The organism is Frigidibacter sp., from assembly GCF_030695035.1.
In the GTDB taxonomy this organism is placed as follows: Bacteria; Pseudomonadota; Alphaproteobacteria; order Rhodobacterales; family Rhodobacteraceae; genus Frigidibacter.
In genome coordinates, this window is sequence record NZ_JAUYTT010000008.1 from 826,341 (window position 1) to 844,047 (window position 17,707).

Here is a 17,707-nt window from a genome sequence, read left to right on the forward strand (position 1 = left end):
CGGGAAGGGTCTCCTCAGCCGGTGGCGCGGTCGCGCCGGGACGCGATCCAGTTCCGGACAAGGCTGGGATTGCCGCGCACCCGCTCGGCCAAGGCGCCGGTATGGGTGGCAAGGGCCGCGGCAAGGGCGGTGGCATGGGCCTCGGCGGCCTCGGCCCCCTCCGGGGGTTCCTGATCGGCAAGGGCGGCAAGATCGGGGGCGGCGTTGCGCATCTCGGGCGCGTTCAGCACCAGCGCGCGGTAGCAATCGGCAGCCTCGGCATGGCGGCCCATCGCGCGGTAGATGTCGCCCATCGCCTTTTGCACCAGGCCCGACCGGCGGGCGACGCGTCCCAGCGCCATCAGCTGATCCAGCGCCTCGCGGTGCTTGCCCATCGCAGAGCGGGCGCGGGCCGCCTTCACCGCCGCGCGCAGGTTGTTGGGTTTCAGCCGGCCCGCCTCGTCATAGCTTTGCGCCGCTTCGGCGTGCTGGCCAAGGCCCGCCATCGCCTCGCCCAGCGCCTGCTGCACCGCGGGCTTGTCGGGGGCCAGCAGCGCGGCATCGGTCAGGACCGTCCGCGCTTCGGCAAAGCGCTGCGCCTTTAGATGCAGCAGGCCCAGCTGGTAATGCGCCAGCCACAGGTCGGGCTTGAGGTCGATGACCCGTTTGTACTCCGTCTCGGCCCGCGCCGCATCACCGGCATCGCCATGCGCCTTGGCCAGCATGATGCGGATGCCCACATCCTGCGGGCTGCGGGCAGCGGCATCGCGCAGCACCGTCATCGCCTCGGCCTCGCGGCCGGACTCCTTGAGCAGCCGCGCCATCTTGAGGTAGGCAAAGCCCATCGACGGGTCCAGTGCCACCGCCTCTTCATATTCGATCAGCGCGGCATCCGCCTCGCCCAGATGCTCGCGGGCCTCGGCGCTGAACAGCACGGCGGGGGCCAGATCGGGCTGGATCGCCAGCGCGGCATCGAAATGCTCCAGCGCCTTGTGATACTCGCCCTCGGTCATGAACACCCGGCCAAGGCCGACATGGGCAATGGCGATGCGGGGATTGGCCTCCAGCAGCGTGACGAAGACGGCGCGGGCAGTTTCGGCATCGCCCTGCTGCAGCGCGGCAAGCCCGGCCTGAACCTGCCCCCGGACCATTCCCTGGAATCCGCCCCCTGCCCGTCGTTCAAACATCTTTCGAACCTCAAATATGCGTGCAGTCAATCAGTTCAGACCCGATTGCGACCCTTGAATATCGGTCGCACAGCCTGGTGGATGCAAGATCTCCACTCCCTCCGGCCTACAGCATAAATGTTGGGCGAGTCCAGTGACTCTACGTCAGCGGGCCTTTTCGAAGACATAAAGTATTGCTTATGAAAGCTCTTAGGATCGCAAGGCGCAGGTTTGGGGCATGATTGCGCAATCATCTTGCTTAACGGGGTGACCGGCGCCGGCGCGCGGGTGCTACGGCCGCTCTGCGGGGCGCGTCGCAGCCGCGGCCCTTGAACCGGGGGCTGCGCTCGGGCAGAAGGAGGCATGGCAAAAGCCCCCTCCTCCACCTTCACCTGCACAGCCTGCGGCGCCGTCCACAAGAAATGGGCCGGGCGATGTGAGGCTTGCGGCGCGTGGAACTCCATCACCGAGGAAGCGCCTTTGTCGGCAGGCGGCGCCAAGGCGCTGTCGCAGCGCGGCCGCACCATCCCGCTGACCGACCTTGCCACCGAAGAGGCGCCCCCGCCGCGGGTCCGATGCGGCATGGATGAGTTCGACCGGGTTCTGGGCGGTGGGCTGGTGCCGGCCTCGGCGATCCTTGTCGGCGGCGATCCCGGCATCGGCAAATCCACCCTGCTGCTGCAGGCCACCGCCAGCTTTGCGCGCAACGGGGTGAAATGCCTCTACATCTCGGGCGAGGAAGCCGCCGCGCAGGTGCGGATGCGCGCGCAGCGGCTGGGGCTGTCCGATGCGCCGGTGGGCCTTGGCGCCGAAACCAACCTGCGCGACATCCTCACCACGCTCGATGCCGAACGCCCCGGCCTCGCGGTGATCGATTCCATCCAGACCATGTGGGCCGATACGGTCGAGGCTGCGCCGGGTTCTGTCAGCCAGGTCCGCGCCGCGGCGCATGAGCTGGTGACCTTTGCCAAGCGGCGCGGCGTCGCGATCATCCTTGTCGGCCATGTCACCAAGGACGGCCAGATCGCCGGGCCGCGGGTGGTCGAACACATGGTCGATACCGTGCTTTATTTCGAAGGCGAGCGCGGCCACCAGTTCCGCATCCTGCGCGCCGTGAAGAACCGTTTCGGCCCCGCGGATGAGATCGGGGTGTTCGAGATGACCGGCGGCGGGCTGGCCCAAGTCGCCAACCCCTCGGCGCTGTTCCTGTCCGAACGCGGGCAGGCGCAGCCCGGGTCGGCGGTGTTCGCGGGCATCGAGGGCACGCGCCCGGTGCTGACGGAGGTGCAGGCGCTGGTCGCGCCCTCGACCCTCGCCTCGCCGCGGCGCACGGTCGTCGGGCTCGACTCGGGGCGCGTCTCCACCATCCTTGCGGTGCTCGAGGCGCGCTGCGGCATTCCCTTCACCGGGCTTGACGTGTTCCTGAACGTCGCCGGCGGGATGCGCGTCAACGAGCCTGCCGCCGACCTTGCCATCGCCGCCGCCCTGCTTTCGGCACGCGAGGATGTGGCACTTCCGCCAGACATGGCGATATTCGGTGAAATCAGCCTGTCGGGCGCCCTGCGGCCGGTGGGTCAGGCGGAAAACAGGTTGAAAGAAGCGCAGAAACTTGGTTTTTCACAGGCGATCGCGCCCGAGCGGACCAAGATCGAAGGCATCGACGGGATGCTGGTGCGCAAGATGCCCGATCTGACGGCATTTGTCGGTGAAATCTTCGGGGCGGGCTGACCCCCCTCGGAACAATCAAGGCGGGGTGCAGACAATGCCCCGCCGAACGGAGCGAGGGGCATGGAAGGTTTTACCGTAATCGACGCGGTCGTGGCAGGTGTGATCCTGCTATCCGCGATACTGGCCTATAGCCGCGGCCTCGTGCGCGAGGTGATGGCGATCATCGGCTGGGTCGCCGCCGCCGTGCTGGCCTTCCTGTTCGCGCCGCAGGTGGAGCCGCTGGTGCGGCAGGTGCCGTTCCTGAACGACTTCCTTGGCGAAAGCTGCGAGCTGTCGATCATCGCGGCCTTTGCGGCGGTCTTCGCGCTGAGCCTTGTGGTGGTGTCGATCTTCACCCCGCTCTTTGCCTCGGCCGTGCAACGCTCGGCCATCGGCGGCATCGATCAGGGCCTCGGCTTCCTGTTCGGCGTGGCGCGGGGGGTGCTGCTGGTGGCAGTGGCCTTCGTGGTCTATGACCGGGTGGTCGTCGATCAATCGGTGCCGATGGTGGAAAACTCTCGCTCGGCCACGGTCTTCGCCTCGGTGCAGACCAACCTCGATGAGCGGATGCCCGAAGACGCGCCGGGCTGGATCGTCGGCAAATATGAACAACTCGTCGGCGCCTGCGGCATACCCGCCACAGCGCCCGCCGCAGAGCCGGCTCCGGGCACCACTGCTCCGGCGATCCCGAGCAACTGATGCATTGCCTCTCCTTGCTGCGGCTTTATCCAGCTACGGCAAGGAGTTGTGAAGCGATCTTAAACCATTTTCTCAACTTGCCCCACCCTCGCGCGCCGCTGCAATGCGGCGCGCGTTTTTCCGCGTTGCAGAGATTCGTGCTTTTGTTCCCGGAAATCGCCCTTAAGTGACGTGTCAGGATCGTGACACCGGCCCCAAGGCCGCCTAAATGGTGCCACGCAACCCACCCCCGCGGATTCGGCCGCGGATCTGGAGGCCACGCGCATGCAGCCGTTCCTGAGCCACCCCTTCGACGACGACAAGCTGAAGGAGGAATGCGGGGTCTTCGGCGTGATCGGCGTCGCCGATGCCGCCAACTTCACCGCCCTCGGCATGCACGCCTTGCAGCACCGTGGCCAAGAGGCCGGCGGCATTGTCGCCTATGACCCCGAGACCGGGTTCAACTCTGCCCGCCGCTTTGGCTATGTGCGCGACAACTTCACCAGCCGCTCGGTGATGGACACGCTGCCCGGCAGCCTTGCCATCGGCCATGTGCGCTATTCCACCGCCGGATCGAAGGGTAATACCGCGATCCGCGACGTGCAGCCCTTCTTCGGCGAGTTCTCGGCCGGCGGCGCCGCCATCGCCCATAACGGCAACCTGACCAATGCCGCGGCGCTGCGCCGCGAGCTGATCGAGCGCGGGTCGATCTTCCAGTCCTCGTCCGACAGCGAATGCATCATCCATCTCATGGCCCGCTCCATCCAGCGGTCCGTCCCTGAGCGGATGAAGGATGCCCTGCGCCGGGTCGAGGGCGCGTTCTCTGTCATCGCCATGACCCGCACCAAGCTGATCGGCGTGCGCGACCCGCTTGGCGTGCGCCCGCTGGTTCTGGGCAAGGTCGGCGACGGCTGGGCACTGTCCTCGGAAACCTGCGCGCTCGACATCATCGGCGCCGAGTTCGTGCGAGAGATCGAGCCGGGCGAGATGGTGGTGATCGAGCATGGCGAGGTGCTGAGCTCGCGCCCCTTCGGCCCGTCGAAATCGCGCTTCTGCATCTTTGAACATGTGTATTTCAGCCGCCCAGATTCGATCCTCGGCGGCCGTTCCGTCTATGAGACCCGCTGCCAGATCGGGGTGGAACTGGCGCGCGAGGCGCCGGTGGATGCCGATCTCGTCTGCCCGGTGCCCGACTCTGGCACGCCGGCCGCCATCGGCTTCAGCCAGGAATCGGGCATTCCTTATGCGATGGGGATCATCCGCAACCAGTACATGGGCCGGACCTTCATCGAACCGACCGAGAGCATCCGCAACATGGGCGTTCGGCTGAAGCTGAACGTCAACCGCGCGCTGATCAAGGGCAAGCGGGTTATCCTGGTGGACGACTCGGTGGTGCGCGGCACCACAAGTCGCAAGATCAAGGACATGATCATCGATGCCGGCGCGGCCGAGGTCCATTTCCGCATCGCCTCGCCGCCCACCGCCTGGCCCTGTTTCTACGGGGTCGATACGCCTGACCGCGACAAGTTGCTGGCGGCGCGGATGAGCGAGGAAGAGATGCGCGAATGGATCGGGGTCGACAGCCTCAAGTTCATCTCGCTGGACGGGCTCTATCGCGCGGCGGGGGCTGCGAACGGGCGCGACAATGCCAGTCCGCAATATTGCGATGCTTGCTTCTCTGGCGAGTATCCGGTGGCCCCGGCCGACCAGATCGAGAACGGGTTCAGGATGAAGGCGGCGGAGTAAGGGCCCTCTCGGGGCCCTCGCTGCCCTGTTTCCGGCGCGATCAGGGGACTTGCCGGTGGCAAGTCACCCGCGACGGTTGCCCGAAGGCGCAAGCCGCAGGGCAAGGGGGGTGAAGCTTGGTCTGACGGTGCCAAATTCTGATGGGCCCGCCCGGGTGGGCACGGATGTGCCCGCCCCCCGCAGGGCGGGCACAGCAGAATTTCACGGGCGGCCGAAATTCTGCAAGGCAACAGTTGCGCCTCACTGCCTCATAGCGGGCAATCTACTTCAGACGACCACCGCGGCACCGCGCCCCCTTGCCATAGGCCGCGCCCAGTGCCAGAAGCCCGGCCATGACCGATATCTCGCACCCCGCCCCGCCCGCCACAAAGCTCGCTCTCGTCACCGGCGCCTCGCGCGGGCTTGGGGCGGCCATGGCCGAGGCGCTTGCCGCGCAGGGCTGGCATGTGATGGCCGTCGCGCGCACCACCGGCGCACTGGAAGAGCTGGACGACCGCATTCAGGCGGCGGGCGGGCAGGCGACGCTGGCGCCGATGGATGTGAATGACCCCGCCGCGATGGCGCATCTGGCCAGCGCGATCACCGGTCGCTGGGGCAGCCTGCAGCTCTGGGTCCACACCGCGATCCATGCCGCGCCGCTGTCGCCGGCCGCGCATATGGATGCCAAGGACATGGCGAAATCCATCGCCACCAACCTCACCGCCACCGCCACGCTGATCGGCGTGCTGGAGCCGCTGCTGCGCGTCGGTCACGGCACCGCGCTGATGCTGGACGATCCGCGCGGCGGCGAGAAGTTCTTCGGGGCCTATGGCGCCACCAAGGCCGCGCAGATGGCCCTGGTGCGCAGCTGGCAGGCCGAGACGGTGAAGATCGGCCCGCGGGTGGTGATTGCCGAGCCCGCGCCGATGGCGACCGCGACCCGCGCCCGCTTCTACCCCGGCGAGGACCGTGCGCCCCTGGCCGAGACCCGCGCCGAGGCGGAACGGCTGATCGCGCTGCTGTAACGCGCAAAAGCCTTGCCGCACAGGCGTTTCGGGGAGCTTTCGGGCCAGATCCGGGCCGCACCGCTTTACCCCTGCCCCCCGCTCGTCTAAGCAGGGCAAAGCAGCGGCAACCGGGCGGGCACATGCGGATTCTCATCACCAATGACGACGGCATCAACGCGCGCGGGCTTGAGGTTCTGACCGAAATCGCGACCGAAATCGCCGGGCCGGAGGGCGAGGTCTGGACCGTCGCCCCGGCCTTCGAGCAGTCGGGCGTCGCCCATTGCATCAGCTACACCCACCCGATGATGATCGCCAAGCTGGCCCCGCGCCGCTTTGCCGCCGAGGGCTCGCCGGCCGATTGCGTGCTGGCCGGGCTCTTCGATGTGCTGGAGGGCGCGCGACCGGATCTGGTGCTGTCGGGGGTGAACCGCGGCAACAACTCGGGCGAGAACGCGATGTATTCGGGCACGCTTGGCGGCGCGATGGAAGCGGCGCTGCAGGGGCTGCCGGCGATTGCGCTGTCGCAGTTCATGGGGCCAGCCACCAGCGAGTTGGATGATCCGTTCGAGGCGGCGCGGGTGCATGGCGCCGCGCTGATCCGCAAGCTGCTGGACCATGGCCTCTGGGACGACGCAGATTACCGGCTGTTCTACAGCGTCAACTTCCCGCCCGTGGGGGCCGCCGCGGTCAAGGGGATGCGGGTTGCCGCGCAGGGGTTCCGCCGGGATACCTCCTTCGGGGTCGAGCCGCATATCTCGCCTTCGGGCCGCAAATTCCTGTGGATCAAGGGCGGCGCACAGCACGCGCCCACTCTTCCCGGCACCGATGTGGCGGTGAACCTTGACGGCTACATCTCCGTCACCCCGATGCGCGCCGACCTGACCGCCCATGACGCGATGGACGCGCTGGAGGCTGCGCTGACATGACCGAGGCGCCCGGGCCGGAGGAGGAGGCTGAACGCAAGATGCGCTTCCTCTACACGCTCCGGTCCAAGGGCGTGACCGATGCCCGCGTGCTGTCGGCGATGGAAAAGGTGGATCGCGGGGCCTTCGTGAAGGGCCTGTTTGCCGAGCGCGCCTATGAAGATATGCCGCTGCCCATTGCCTGCGGCCAGACCATCAGCCAGCCGTCCGTGGTGGGCCTGATGACGCTGGCGCTGGAGGTCAGCCCCCGCGACAAGGTGCTGGAGGTGGGCACCGGGTCGGGCTATCAGGCCGCTATCCTCAGCCACCTGGCGCGGCGGGTCTACACGGTGGACCGCCACCGCCGGCTGGTGCGCGAGGCGGATGCGCTGTTCCGGGCGCTGAACCTGCCCAACATCACCGCAATTGTCGGCGATGGCAGCCACGGGTTGCCCGATCAGGCACCGTTCGACCGCATTATCGTGACGGCGGCGGCCGAAGATCCGCCCGGGCCGCTCTTGGCCCAGTTGCGGATCGGCGGTATCATGGTGCTGCCGGTCGGGCAGTCGGATACGGTGCAGAGCCTGATCAAGGTCAGGCGCAGTGACCACGGATATGAGTATGAGGAACTTCGCCCGGTGCGCTTTGTGCCGCTGGTCGAGGGGCTGGGTCAGGACTGACCTTGAATGCGATGACGGGGCCCGGCCAACAGGGCCCGATCAATGACAGATGTGACGAGGAACGAGCCATGCCGCGGATGATCCCTGACACGATGCAGATGATGCCGCGCCGAAAGTCGGCACTGGCCGGCCTGTCGCTGCTGGCGCTGGCGGCCTGCCAGCAAGGCGCCGGCGGCGGCGCGGGGTTCGACATGGACCTGCGCAGCCTTGGCGACGGGTTCAGCACGACAGAGGCGGCCCGCAACGCGACCGCGCAGCGGCCGCAGCCCGATGGGCGGGGTGTGATCTCCTATCCGAACTATCAGGTGGCGGTGGCCGGGCGCGGCGACACGGTGCGCACGGTCGCGGCCCGGGTCGGCATCGGCGCGGATGAGCTGGCGCGCTACAATGCCGTGTCGGCAGATGCGCCGCTGAACCCCGGCGAGGTGCTGGCGCTGCCGGGCCGTGTGGCGGCCGCCCCGGTGAGCGGCGGCAGCATCACCGGCGGGCCCATCGACATCACCACAATCGCCTCGGGCGCCATCGACCGGGCGCAGGTGCCGGGCGGCACCGTGACGGCGACCCCTGCCCCCGTGGGCACCGAGCCGGTGCGCCACCGCGTGGTGCGCGGCGAGACCGCCTATACCATCGCGCGGGCTTACGGTGTGTCCGTGCGCTCGCTGGCCGACTGGAACGGGCTGACCGGCGAGATGACGGTGCGCGAGGGGCAATATCTGCTGATCCCGGTGGTGGTGGCCGGCGTGGTGCAGCCCGCCAACGCGACCTCGGCCCCCGGGCAAGGCACGGCGACGCCGACCCCGCCCTCGGCCTCGCAGCCGCTGCCCGATGAACGGACGGTGACCGCCAATACCCCGGTGAAAACGCCGGCCGCGCCCGACCTGGGCGGGCAGACCAGCGCGTCGGCCAGCGCGAAATTCGTGATGCCGGTCAGCGGCAGCATCATCCGCGGCTATGCGCCCAAGAAGAATGACGGGATCGACATTGCCGCCAGCGCCGGGGCGACAGTGAAGGCCGCCGATGCAGGGACAGTCGCGGCGATCACCAAGGACACCGATCAGGTGCCGATCCTGGTGATCCGCCACCCCAACAACCTGCTGACGGTCTATGCCAATATCGACGGGATCACGGTTGCCAAGGGCGCCACGGTCGCGCGCGGGCAGGCGATTGCCAAGGTGCGCGCGGGCAGCCCGGCCTTCATGCATTTCGAGGTGCGGGACGGGTATGACAGCGTCGATCCGATGAAGTATCTGCAGTAGGGGCTTCTAGAGGTTGAATAGGCGCGCTGGATGGTAATCTGATCGCAGCACGGTGCTTCCCGGAAAACGTGTTCTCCAGCTTCAAGAGACCTTATATGGTTCGAGATGTTCATCATTACTGCTCACCGTCGGTGTTCTTATCTCTGATCAAAAACAAAGAGCTTTGGCTGACATCACTGTCTCAATCAAATGACCTTCTAGAAGGGACATGGATGCTTCGTCACTGGCTTGAAAAATTCAACTCCAGTGATCCGAAGCAACGATTGCGAAGGCGGGGTGCACAACTTTCAGTTGAATCCATCCTCCACCACAACGTTGCATTGGGAGTTTGCTTTTCTGAGGAGAGTGATCTTCTAAGCCAGTGGCGAGGCTACGCGCAGGATGGCTCCGGATTCTCCGTCACATTTGACAAAGCCAAGCTGCAGAGATTTGCAGCAGATTTTGACGGCGGGACGCCCTTAGCTCTATCAAAGATAGCATATGGATATAAGGATCTCGAGAGAACTAACGATGTCGTCAGACTCCTACACGGCGCGTTTGGTGCGGACGCGGATAAATACCAAGAGGGGAAAGATGGGTTCGGAAGTATGTCTCTTGAATTTACACCGGAAAAACATCGACAACAGAGAGAAGCTGCGCGAAGCCTTTTTTCCGTAAAGAATGAAGCGTTTGCGGAGGAGAAGGAGTGGCGGCTATTTGTATTTGACTCAATCGACAGCATTAAGTCGGTGGAGTTCAGAGAGAGCCGCAACGTACTTTCTCCTTTCATTCGCGTAAGAATTCCAACGGATGTTGTGCTAGGTGTCACCTTAGGTCCAACAAACCGAACTCCAATTTCAATGGTGGAAGCAGCCCTAAAGGTGCACAATATCGACGGCTGGGTTGCCCGCAGCAATGCAAGCTATCGAAACAGCTGATCCTCTGACCTGCGCACACTTTCGCCGGCCAAGGGCGCTACCCAGATTGCAGCCGTCGACGAAATTCTGATGTGCCCGCCCCCCTAGATCCGCACGCCCTCACGCCCCGCCAGATCAGTGAAGAACTGCCACGCCACACGCCCCGACCGCCCGCCACGCGTCGCCTGCCATTCGATGGCCTCGGCGCGCAGGCGCTCTTCGCTGATCGCCAACCCGTAGCTGTCGCAATAGCCGCGGATCATCGCCAGGTAGTCGTCCTGGTCGCAGGGATGGAAGCCCAGCCACAGGCCGAAGCGGTCCGATAGCGAGACCTTCTCCTCGACCGCTTCCGAAGGGCTGATCGCGGTGGAGCGTTCGTTCTCGATCATGTCGCGGGGCATCAGGTGGCGGCGGTTCGAGGTGGCGTAGAACAGCACGTTTTCGGGCCGCCCCTCGATGCCGCCATCCAGCACCGCCTTCAGCGATTTGTAATGCTGGTCGTCATGGCTGAACGACAGGTCATCGCAGAACAGGACGAAGCGGTGGCTGTGCGCGGCGCGCAGATGCGCCAGCAGGCGGCCGACGGTGGGCAGGTCATCCCGCGCCAGTTCCACCAGCTTCAGCGGCAGCCCCTCGGCCAGAACCGCGGCATGGGCGGCCTTGACCAGCGAGGATTTGCCCATCCCGCGCGCGCCCCAGAGCAGTGCGTTGTTGGCGGGCAACCCGCGGGCGAACTGGCGGGTGTTCTCCAGCAGCGTATCGCGCGAGCGGTTGATGCCGACCAGCAGCGACAGATCCACCCGCGACACGTTCGGCACCGGGGCCAGCCGGTCGGGCGCGACCTGCCACAGGAAGGCATCGGCGGCGCCGAAATCCGGGCTGCGCTGCGGCGGCGGCGCGAGGCGCTCCAGCGCCTCGGCGATGCGGATGAGGGCGTCGTCGGTCATTTCGGCTCGTCTTCGTCCTCGTCATCCTCAACCCAGAGGCCCTGGGCACGCAGATCGGCCTCGCGGCGCTTCTCGATGCGGCGAACCAGAAGGATGGAGACCTCGTAGAGGCCGTAGACCACGGTGAAGAGCACGATCTGGCTGATCACATCGGGCGGGGTGGCGACGGCAGACAGGATCAGGATCGCCACCACGGCATAGCGGCGCATCGAGGCGAGGCCCTTGGCCCCCACCAGCCCGGCCTTGCCCATCAGCGTCAGCAGCACCGGCAGCTGGAAGCAGAGGCCAAAGGCGAGGATGAACTTGATGGTCAGGCCCAGATATTCCTGCACCGAGCCTTGGAAGATGATTCCCGCCTCGGCCAGCGAGGTGCCGGCCTCGGTCGCGCCGGGAATGGCGGTGCCGGGCATGTCAGGCAGCATCGGGCCCTGCTGGAAGCCCAGGAAGAAGCTGAAGGCCATCGGCAGGATCGCGTAATAGGCGAAGGCCGCCCCGACGATGAACATGGCCGGCGAGGCCACGAGGAACGGCAGGAACGCGTTCTTTTCGGACTTGTAGAGCCCCGGCGCCACAAAGCGCCACAGCTGGTAGCCGATCACCGGGAAGGCCAGCACGAAGCCGCCAAGGAACGAGATGCTGACGGCGACGAAGAAGCCTTCCTGCAGCTTGATCAGGTAGAGCCCGCATTCCTGCCCGCGATCAGCCAGCGCGTTGCAGACCGGGATGGTCAGGAAGTTGAAGATCGGGTTCCAGACGAAGAAGCACAGGCACATTGCACCGATGAAGGCCACGGCCGCCCAGATCAGGCGGGTGCGCAGCTCGGCCAGATGCTCGATAAGCGGGGCAGAGCTGTCTTCGATATCGTCCTGCGCGCTCATGCGTCACCCTTGTCGGTCTTGGCGCGTTTGGTACGCTTGGGGGCGCCCGCGTCGGCTGTCGCCTTCGGCTTGGCGGGTTTCGCAGGTTTTTCGGCCTTGGCAGCCGGCGCCTCGGCGGGCGTGCCCGACGGCGTGGGGCGGCTGCGGGTCTTTGCGATGCGCTTTACAGGCGTCGCAGATGTCGGGGGCGCAGGTGTGGGGGCTGCCGGATCGGGCAAGGCAACCGGCGGGTCCACCGGGGCGGCACTGCGCGCGGCGGCAGCTGCCGCGCGGTCATCGGCGAGGGCCTGCGTCGCGGGGCCCATCGGCTTGGGCGGCGTCAGATCGGCGGCCGGTTTGGCCTGCGTCTGCGCCATCGGGCGCTTGGGGTCCCATTTCTCGAACCGGTCGGCGGCCTTTTCCAGCGCGTCGAGGCCGAGGGCCTTCTTGGACGTGGCGGCCTTCAGGTCGTTGCCGATGTCCTTGACGCCCGACTCGCGCGCCGCATCGTCCATCGCCCGCGAGAACTCGCGCGCCATGCCGCGGGCCTTGCCGGTCATCCGCCCCAATGTGCGGAACATCACCGGCAGATCCTTGGGCCCCACCACGATCAACGCGACGACGCCGATGACCAGAAGCTCGCTCCAGCCGATGTCAAACATTGCTTATGCGTCCCGCAAACGGTTTCATCGGCAGACCCTATCCCGGCTGGCTGCCGGGGGCCAGCAGGTCAGATCCGGTCTTTTTCCGGCTGGATCGTGGTCGGCTGCGGGTTCACATGCGGCGGGATCACGTCGCGCGGCGCAGGTTCGGTGCCGGCGGTCTCGACCTCGTCGGTGCTGTCCTTTACGCCGCGTTTGAAGGCAGTGATGCCCTTGCCGACTTCGCCCATCAGCGAGGAAATCTTGCCGCGGCCGAACAGGACCAGCACCACGACGGCGATCAGCAGAAGGCCGGGCAGGCCGATATTGTTGAGCATGTCATTCTCCCCTCGGGCCACACCGGGCCCCGTGTGTCATCGCACACATTTATGACCTTGCCCGGCGCAATCAAAGCCCCATTCCGGCTTGAAGCCGAATTTTTGTGTGACTTGCGCTTCAGGCCGACGCCCCGCGCAGCCGGTGCCAGAGGCGACCATCGATCGCGATCAGGCCAAGGCCGATCAGCGCGAGGCCGGCATAGTGGTTCATCGCCAGCCGTTCGCCCAGAACCAGACTGCCAAGCAAGATGGCACTGGCCGGGATCATCAGCGTCACCATCGAGGTGTTGAGCTGGCCGATGGAGGACAGGCTGCGGAAGTAGATCACATAGGCCAGCGCGGTCGACAGCAGCGCGAGCGCAAGAAGCGCGCCGACCGTCACCAGCCCCGGCGCGGCCAGCGTCCATGGCTTGTCCATCAGGGCCACGATGGGGATCATCAGCAGGCTCGACGCGGTCAACTGGCCGAAGGCGCCGATGGCGGGCGCGATCCCCATGCGGCGGAACCGCTGGCCGAAATATCCGGCGAAGCCATAGGAGAGTGTCGCGCCGAGACAGGCGAGCATCGGCAGGATCGGAAAGCCCCTGTCCGAAATCGCATCGCCCCCCATCAGCACCGCCACACCGCCGAGCCCGAGCGCCACGCCGGCCAGGCGGTGCGCGGTCACGTCCGTGTCCGGGGCCAGTGCCTTTGTCACGAGGATCGCAAAGACCGGCGTGGTGGCGTTCAGGATCGAGGCCAGCCCGCTGGCGATCTGCGTCTGGCCCCAGAACAGCAGGCTGAAGGGGATGATGTTGTTCAAGATCCCCATCCCGAAGAATGCGCCCCAGACCAGACGCGAGCCCGGGATCTGTTGCCCCGTCGCGCGGAGATAGACAAACAGCGCCAGGGCAGCCAGCGAGACCCGGCACAGCACAACCGTCAGCGGCGGCAGGTCGGCCAGCGCGATCTTCGAGAAGAAGAACGATCCGCCCCACAGCACCGAGAGCAGGACCAGAAGCGACCAATCAAGGGCCTTGAGCGAGGGCTGCTGCGACATCGTCTGGTCCGTGACTAAGAATTCCTGCAGGATCATCAACTGGACCTGCAGTTGTTCATGGCTTGTAATGGCTGCAGACGCACAGGAACAAACGAGAAGTTCTGCGCGATTAGGGGAGAAAATCTAAACCATGGCCGATCCCCTTCCGTCCCTGAACGCGCTTCGGGCCTTCGAGGCCGCCGCCCGTCACGGCAGCATGTCGCGCGCCGCCGATGAGTTGCATGTCACCGCGGGGGCGGTCAGCCAGCAGATCCGCGAGCTGGAGCGCGATCTTGGGGTGCCGCTGTTCCATCGCAAGCCCCGGCAGATCAGCCTGACCGACACCGGGGCGCAGCTTTTCCCCGCCCTGCGCAGCGCCTTCAGGATCCTGCGGGACGCCTCGGACAAGGCGAGGGCGAGACCGGGCACGGCGGTTCTGACGGTGAGTTGCACATCGGGCTTCGCCAGCCAGTGGCTGTTGCCGCGGCTCTCGAACTTCGAGAGGCTGCATCCGGGGATCGACCTGCGAATCAGCGCCTCGAACCGGGTCCTGGACTTTCAGCAGGACCGGATCGACCTCGCCGTGCGTCACGGGCTCGGGCGCTGGCCCGGCCTTTCCGCAGAACGGCTGCTCGATGATGAGCTGACCCCGGTCTGCAGCCCGGGCTATATCCGCGTGCATGGCCCCTTCGCAGGGTCCGGCGATCTGTCCCGCGCGACGCTGCTGCATGACGAGCATCGGCACGACTGGGCGCTGTGGCTGGTCGCGGCGGGGGCACCCGGGGTCGATGCCGCGGTCGGGCCCGTTTTCGTGGACGGGACCGGCGCCATCGAGGCCGCGAAGGCCGGTCAGGGGATGGGGCTGGTGCGCCGGTCAATGGTGGCGCAGGATCTGGCGGAGGGGCGACTTGCAGCGCCGTTCGGGCAGAGCCTCAAAAGCGATCTGGCCTATTATCTGGCCTATCCGCCGGAGGCGCTCGACAAGGCCCATGTCGCGGCATTCCGGGGCTGGCTGCTGGCGGAAGCGGCCCGGTAAGCCCGGCTGGCCTCCTGCGATCTGCAAACCTCGGGGGCTGCCAATGGCAAGCCACTCGCGCCGTTGCCCCTACCCCTGCGCCGGGAACACAAAACACCGATCGCGCCGCACCGTGAGCCAGAGCGGCGTGCCCGGGCGCGGCAGGAAGACGTTCGGCACGCTGGCCTTCAGCACGCGCCCATCGAAATCCATGCGGAACTCCACCAGGCTCTCGCGGCCCAGAAAGCGCGAGCGTTCGACGATGCCGCGGGCGGGGGTGCCGTCCTGAGGGGTGGGGTTGGGGCCGCGGCCGTTGCGGTCGAAGTCGATCTTCAGGTGCTGGGGGCGGAAGATGATGTCGACCTTGGTGCCATCGGGCAGGCCCGGGGTCAGGAAGGCGCCGAAGGGCGTGTCGGTCAGCGCGCCCTGCACCCGGCCGCCGATGACGTTCACGTCCGAGAAGAACCCCGCCGCGGCCCGGTCCACCGGCGCGTTGTAGAGGTTGTAGGGCGCGCCCATCTGCACGATGCGCCCGCCGCGCATCAGCGCGATCTGGTCGGCCATGCGCATCGCCTCATGCGGTTCATGCGTGACCAGCAGCACCGCGGCGCCTGCCTCTTTCAGCAGGCTCAGCGTCTCGTCGCGGATGCCGTCGCGCAGGCGCTCGTCGAGACCCGAGAAGGGCTCGTCCATCAGCATGATCCGCGGTTTCGGCGCCAGCGCCCGGGCCAGCGCCACCCGCTGCTGCTCGCCCCCCGACAGCTCATGCGGGTACATGTCGATGTAGCGGGACATATGCACCCGCTCCAGCAGTTCGGTCACCCGGCCGCGCTTGTCGCCGCGCGCGCCCTTCAGGCCGAAGCCGACATTGTCGGCGACCGACAGATGCGGGAACAGCGCGAAATCCTGGAACATCAGGCCGATGGAGCGCCCCTCGGGCGGCACCCGATGGACGGTGTCGCAGATCAACTTGCCATCGACGAAGATCTTGCCCTCGTCCTGCATGTCCACCCCGGCGATAATGCGCAGCGTGGTGGACTTGCCGCAGCCCGACTGGCCCAGAAGGCAGGTCACCTGCCCCGGCTCGATGGTCAGCGACACGTCATCCACGACCGCGCGGCCGCCGAAACGGCGGGTGAGGTGCTGCACGTCCAGCCGCGGGACGGGGATATTGGCGGGTTGGGGCAACCGGTTTCCGATCAATTCCATCGGGTTTGAGCGGGGCCGGGATAGCAGGCAGGGGGCTGTGCTGCAAGCGCTGCGGGGCAGCGGCGGGGTGCGGCATGAAGGGACAGAGGCTGTGAGTTAGACCGTTCTTAGGCTTTCGAAACAAGCGACTTAGCTTTGACTGGAGACCACATATTTTCTCCTAGAGCCTTATAAGCCCCGGCCTCTGAGCGCTTCGATTCTCAAGATCTTCTCTCGCGGAGTGGGATGCTCTTGCATCATGCAGCAATCAGTTCTCAGCTTTGAAATATCAAAATTTGGCTTTGATTTCTTGAATGCCCAAGCATTCAGAAACGTCGCCCCCAAGCCTGGGACTTCGCCCATGTCGACGACATCTTGATAGCTAAAGTGAGGATGAGCACCCTTCACGAGATCCCCTCCACTCATTCTCACGTGAACAAGATAGGGCGCTGTCGCTGATTGAAGCAGCTTTAACCCCGAACCATCAGGAAATAATCTTGAGGCCACGTTTTGGTCAAACTCGGAACCATGAGTCAGATAGTGATTGAAGCCTTTTATCAGTCCCGATCTAGACAGGCTGAAGTGGACTTGATTCTCTCGCCTTCCATCCCTCTCTTGCGGCCCTACTATAGTGGTAATTTCGTGAAGACTATCTTTAAGGACAAGCCAATCTTTATGGCTTTTAAAGATCTCTGTCAGACGGTCATTTCGGTCGCGAGCGATTAGAGGCCGCAGGCCAGTATTCTTTATGGATTCGAGCTCCGCAGGGAGCAACCGGGTTCCATGAAAGACGCAGACTTCCCTGTCCTTTAACCAGCTGCAGATTTCCGATGAGACAGACCTGATGTCCGCAAAGCTCGTTACAAAATTTCCAGCATCCTCGATGTAGTCAAAGGCAGTTTTTTGCAACTCTTCTACGTTAGATCGGCCAATTAGTGAGACAACAATTTCCTCAAAGGACTCTTCCCAAGTCTCTATTATGTCGAAATAGATCAAACTTCACCTTAAATGTTTCGTTCTTCTAAATAGTCTACCGCCATTTCAAAGCGGCAAAAGGTACTGGGCTACGCACAGGCCACGCCCCTCACAACCCCGCCACAGTCTCCATCGCCCGCCAGGAATGCACCGGCACCAGATCGGGCAGCGTCACTGCCCAGACCTGCCCGCCGCCATGCGTCTGATCCTCGCTGCGCGAGATCAGGCGGCCTGCCAGATGGCACCAGAGCAGCGTGCCGATGCCGCCATGCCCGACCAGCAGCAGATCACCCACCTGCGCCTCCGGGCAGGTTCCCCCGGCGCGCACAGGCGTCAGCAGCCGGCACAGCGCATCGGCGGCGCGGGCCTGCGCGTCCACGGCCCGCTCCCAGCCCTCGATGCTGTCTTCGGGATGGGCGAAGAGCGCATTTGCCAGCACCTCATGGCGGGCATGGGGCACGTAGCCCGTCGAGGAGCGGTCGATCTCGCCCATGCCCTCGGCGATCTCGACCGTAATCCCCAGCGGCTCGGCCAGAAAAGCTGCCGTCTCCCGCGCCTTGCGCTCGGCGCTGGCGATGATGCGGCTGGTGCCGGCCGGCCAGCCGAGGCTGGCGATCACCCGCATCCGGGCACGCCCGCGCGCCCGCAGGCCCCAGTCCGGCACCGGGACATCGGGGTCGCAGGCGACCTCGGGGTGCGACAGATAGCGCAGCACCGGCACCGGATGGCTCC

General features: G+C 65.7%; 18 protein-coding genes. 9 read left to right on the forward strand and 9 right to left on the reverse strand.

All coding sequences use genetic code 11. The annotated features are described in order from the left end of the window. Positions 1 to 14 precede the first annotated feature (14 nt). Complete coding sequence (locus Q8S30_RS08085) at positions 15 to 1,130, reverse strand: lipopolysaccharide assembly protein LapB (protein WP_305665501.1); 1,116 nt, start codon at positions 1,128 to 1,130, stop codon at positions 15 to 17. Positions 1,131 to 1,508: 378 nt separating this feature from the next. On the opposite strand from Q8S30_RS08085, the gene radA reads away from it, so the two are divergent. From radA to Q8S30_RS08125, 8 genes are all read left to right on the forward strand, one after another. Further along, positions 1,509 to 2,873: a DNA repair protein RadA gene (gene radA, locus Q8S30_RS08090; protein ID WP_305665502.1), complete on the forward strand. Its 1,365-nt coding sequence runs from the start codon at positions 1,509 to 1,511 to the stop codon at positions 2,871 to 2,873. A gap of 60 nt (positions 2,874 to 2,933) precedes the next feature. Beyond that, positions 2,934 to 3,551, forward strand: a complete 618-nt coding sequence (locus tag Q8S30_RS08095) for a CvpA family protein (RefSeq protein WP_305665503.1) — start codon at positions 2,934 to 2,936, stop codon at positions 3,549 to 3,551. Between the two features lie 264 nt (positions 3,552 to 3,815). Then, positions 3,816 to 5,276 (forward strand): amidophosphoribosyltransferase, encoded by a 1,461-nt coding sequence (gene purF / locus Q8S30_RS08100; protein WP_305665504.1) that lies wholly within the window; start codon positions 3,816 to 3,818, stop codon positions 5,274 to 5,276. A 332-nt stretch (positions 5,277 to 5,608) separates the two neighbouring features. Beyond that, on the forward strand, positions 5,609 to 6,280 hold the full coding sequence (locus Q8S30_RS08105) for an SDR family oxidoreductase (protein ID WP_305665505.1): 672 nt from the start codon (positions 5,609 to 5,611) through the stop codon (positions 6,278 to 6,280). Between the two features lie 122 nt (positions 6,281 to 6,402). Continuing rightward, entirely contained in the window at positions 6,403 to 7,188 is a 786-nt protein-coding gene (gene surE, locus Q8S30_RS08110) for a 5'/3'-nucleotidase SurE (RefSeq protein ID WP_305665506.1), read from the forward strand. Then, positions 7,185 to 7,844 (forward strand): protein-L-isoaspartate(D-aspartate) O-methyltransferase, encoded by a 660-nt coding sequence (locus tag Q8S30_RS08115; RefSeq protein WP_305665507.1) that lies wholly within the window; start codon positions 7,185 to 7,187, stop codon positions 7,842 to 7,844. Before surE ends, Q8S30_RS08115 begins: the two co-directional genes overlap by 4 nt. Positions 7,845 to 7,921: 77 nt before the next feature. Then, positions 7,922 to 9,100 carry a LysM peptidoglycan-binding domain-containing protein gene (locus Q8S30_RS08120; RefSeq protein WP_305665508.1) on the forward strand — a complete coding sequence of 393 codons (1,179 nt, stop codon included), beginning with the start codon at positions 7,922 to 7,924 and terminating at the stop codon, positions 9,098 to 9,100. A gap of 68 nt (positions 9,101 to 9,168) precedes the next feature. Next, positions 9,169 to 10,017, forward strand: coding sequence for a DUF2971 domain-containing protein (locus tag Q8S30_RS08125; protein ID WP_305665509.1), 849 nt, complete (start codon positions 9,169 to 9,171; stop codon positions 10,015 to 10,017). 83 nt (positions 10,018 to 10,100) lie between these two features. Here Q8S30_RS08125 and Q8S30_RS08130 read toward each other — a convergent pair whose 3' ends face one another. The 5 genes from Q8S30_RS08130 to Q8S30_RS08150 all read right to left on the reverse strand — a co-directional run bounded on the left by Q8S30_RS08130 (position 10,101) and on the right by Q8S30_RS08150 (position 13,854). Further along, positions 10,101 to 10,943: an ATP-binding protein gene (locus tag Q8S30_RS08130; protein ID WP_305665510.1), complete on the reverse strand. Its 843-nt coding sequence runs from the start codon at positions 10,941 to 10,943 to the stop codon at positions 10,101 to 10,103. After that, complete coding sequence (gene tatC, locus Q8S30_RS08135; RefSeq protein WP_305665511.1) at positions 10,940 to 11,821, reverse strand: twin-arginine translocase subunit TatC; 882 nt, start codon at positions 11,819 to 11,821, stop codon at positions 10,940 to 10,942. The genes Q8S30_RS08130 and tatC overlap by 4 nt, the downstream gene beginning before the upstream one ends. Beyond that, the gene (tatB, locus tag Q8S30_RS21110; protein WP_371135468.1) at positions 11,818 to 12,462 is read right to left on the reverse strand and encodes a Sec-independent protein translocase protein TatB; all 645 of its coding nucleotides are present in this window, start codon (positions 12,460 to 12,462) and stop codon (positions 11,818 to 11,820) included. Before tatB ends, tatC begins: the two co-directional genes overlap by 4 nt. A 68-nt stretch (positions 12,463 to 12,530) precedes the next feature. Next, on the reverse strand, positions 12,531 to 12,779 hold the full coding sequence (locus Q8S30_RS08145; protein WP_305665512.1) for a twin-arginine translocase TatA/TatE family subunit: 249 nt from the start codon (positions 12,777 to 12,779) through the stop codon (positions 12,531 to 12,533). Between the two features lie 118 nt (positions 12,780 to 12,897). Beyond that, positions 12,898 to 13,854, reverse strand: coding sequence for a DMT family transporter (locus Q8S30_RS08150; RefSeq protein WP_305665513.1), 957 nt, complete (start codon positions 13,852 to 13,854; stop codon positions 12,898 to 12,900). 94 nt (positions 13,855 to 13,948) lie between these two features. Between Q8S30_RS08150 and gcvA the strand changes: the two genes are divergently transcribed. Continuing rightward, positions 13,949 to 14,833, forward strand: a complete 885-nt coding sequence (gene gcvA / locus Q8S30_RS08155; RefSeq protein WP_305665514.1) for a transcriptional regulator GcvA — start codon at positions 13,949 to 13,951, stop codon at positions 14,831 to 14,833. A gap of 69 nt (positions 14,834 to 14,902) precedes the next feature. Here the strand turns inward: gcvA and Q8S30_RS08160 are convergent, their stop codons facing one another. The 3 genes from Q8S30_RS08160 to Q8S30_RS08170 form a co-directional block, all read right to left on the reverse strand. Beyond that, entirely contained in the window at positions 14,903 to 16,021 is a 1,119-nt protein-coding gene (locus Q8S30_RS08160) for an ABC transporter ATP-binding protein (protein WP_305665515.1), read from the reverse strand. Positions 16,022 to 16,189: 168 nt separating this feature from the next. Continuing rightward, positions 16,190 to 16,996, reverse strand: a complete 807-nt coding sequence (locus tag Q8S30_RS08165) for a hypothetical protein (RefSeq protein WP_305665516.1) — start codon at positions 16,994 to 16,996, stop codon at positions 16,190 to 16,192. Between the two features lie 88 nt (positions 16,997 to 17,084). Continuing rightward, entirely contained in the window at positions 17,085 to 17,696 is a 612-nt protein-coding gene (locus Q8S30_RS08170; protein ID WP_305665517.1) for a histidine phosphatase family protein, read from the reverse strand. Positions 17,697 to 17,707 lie beyond the last annotated feature (11 nt).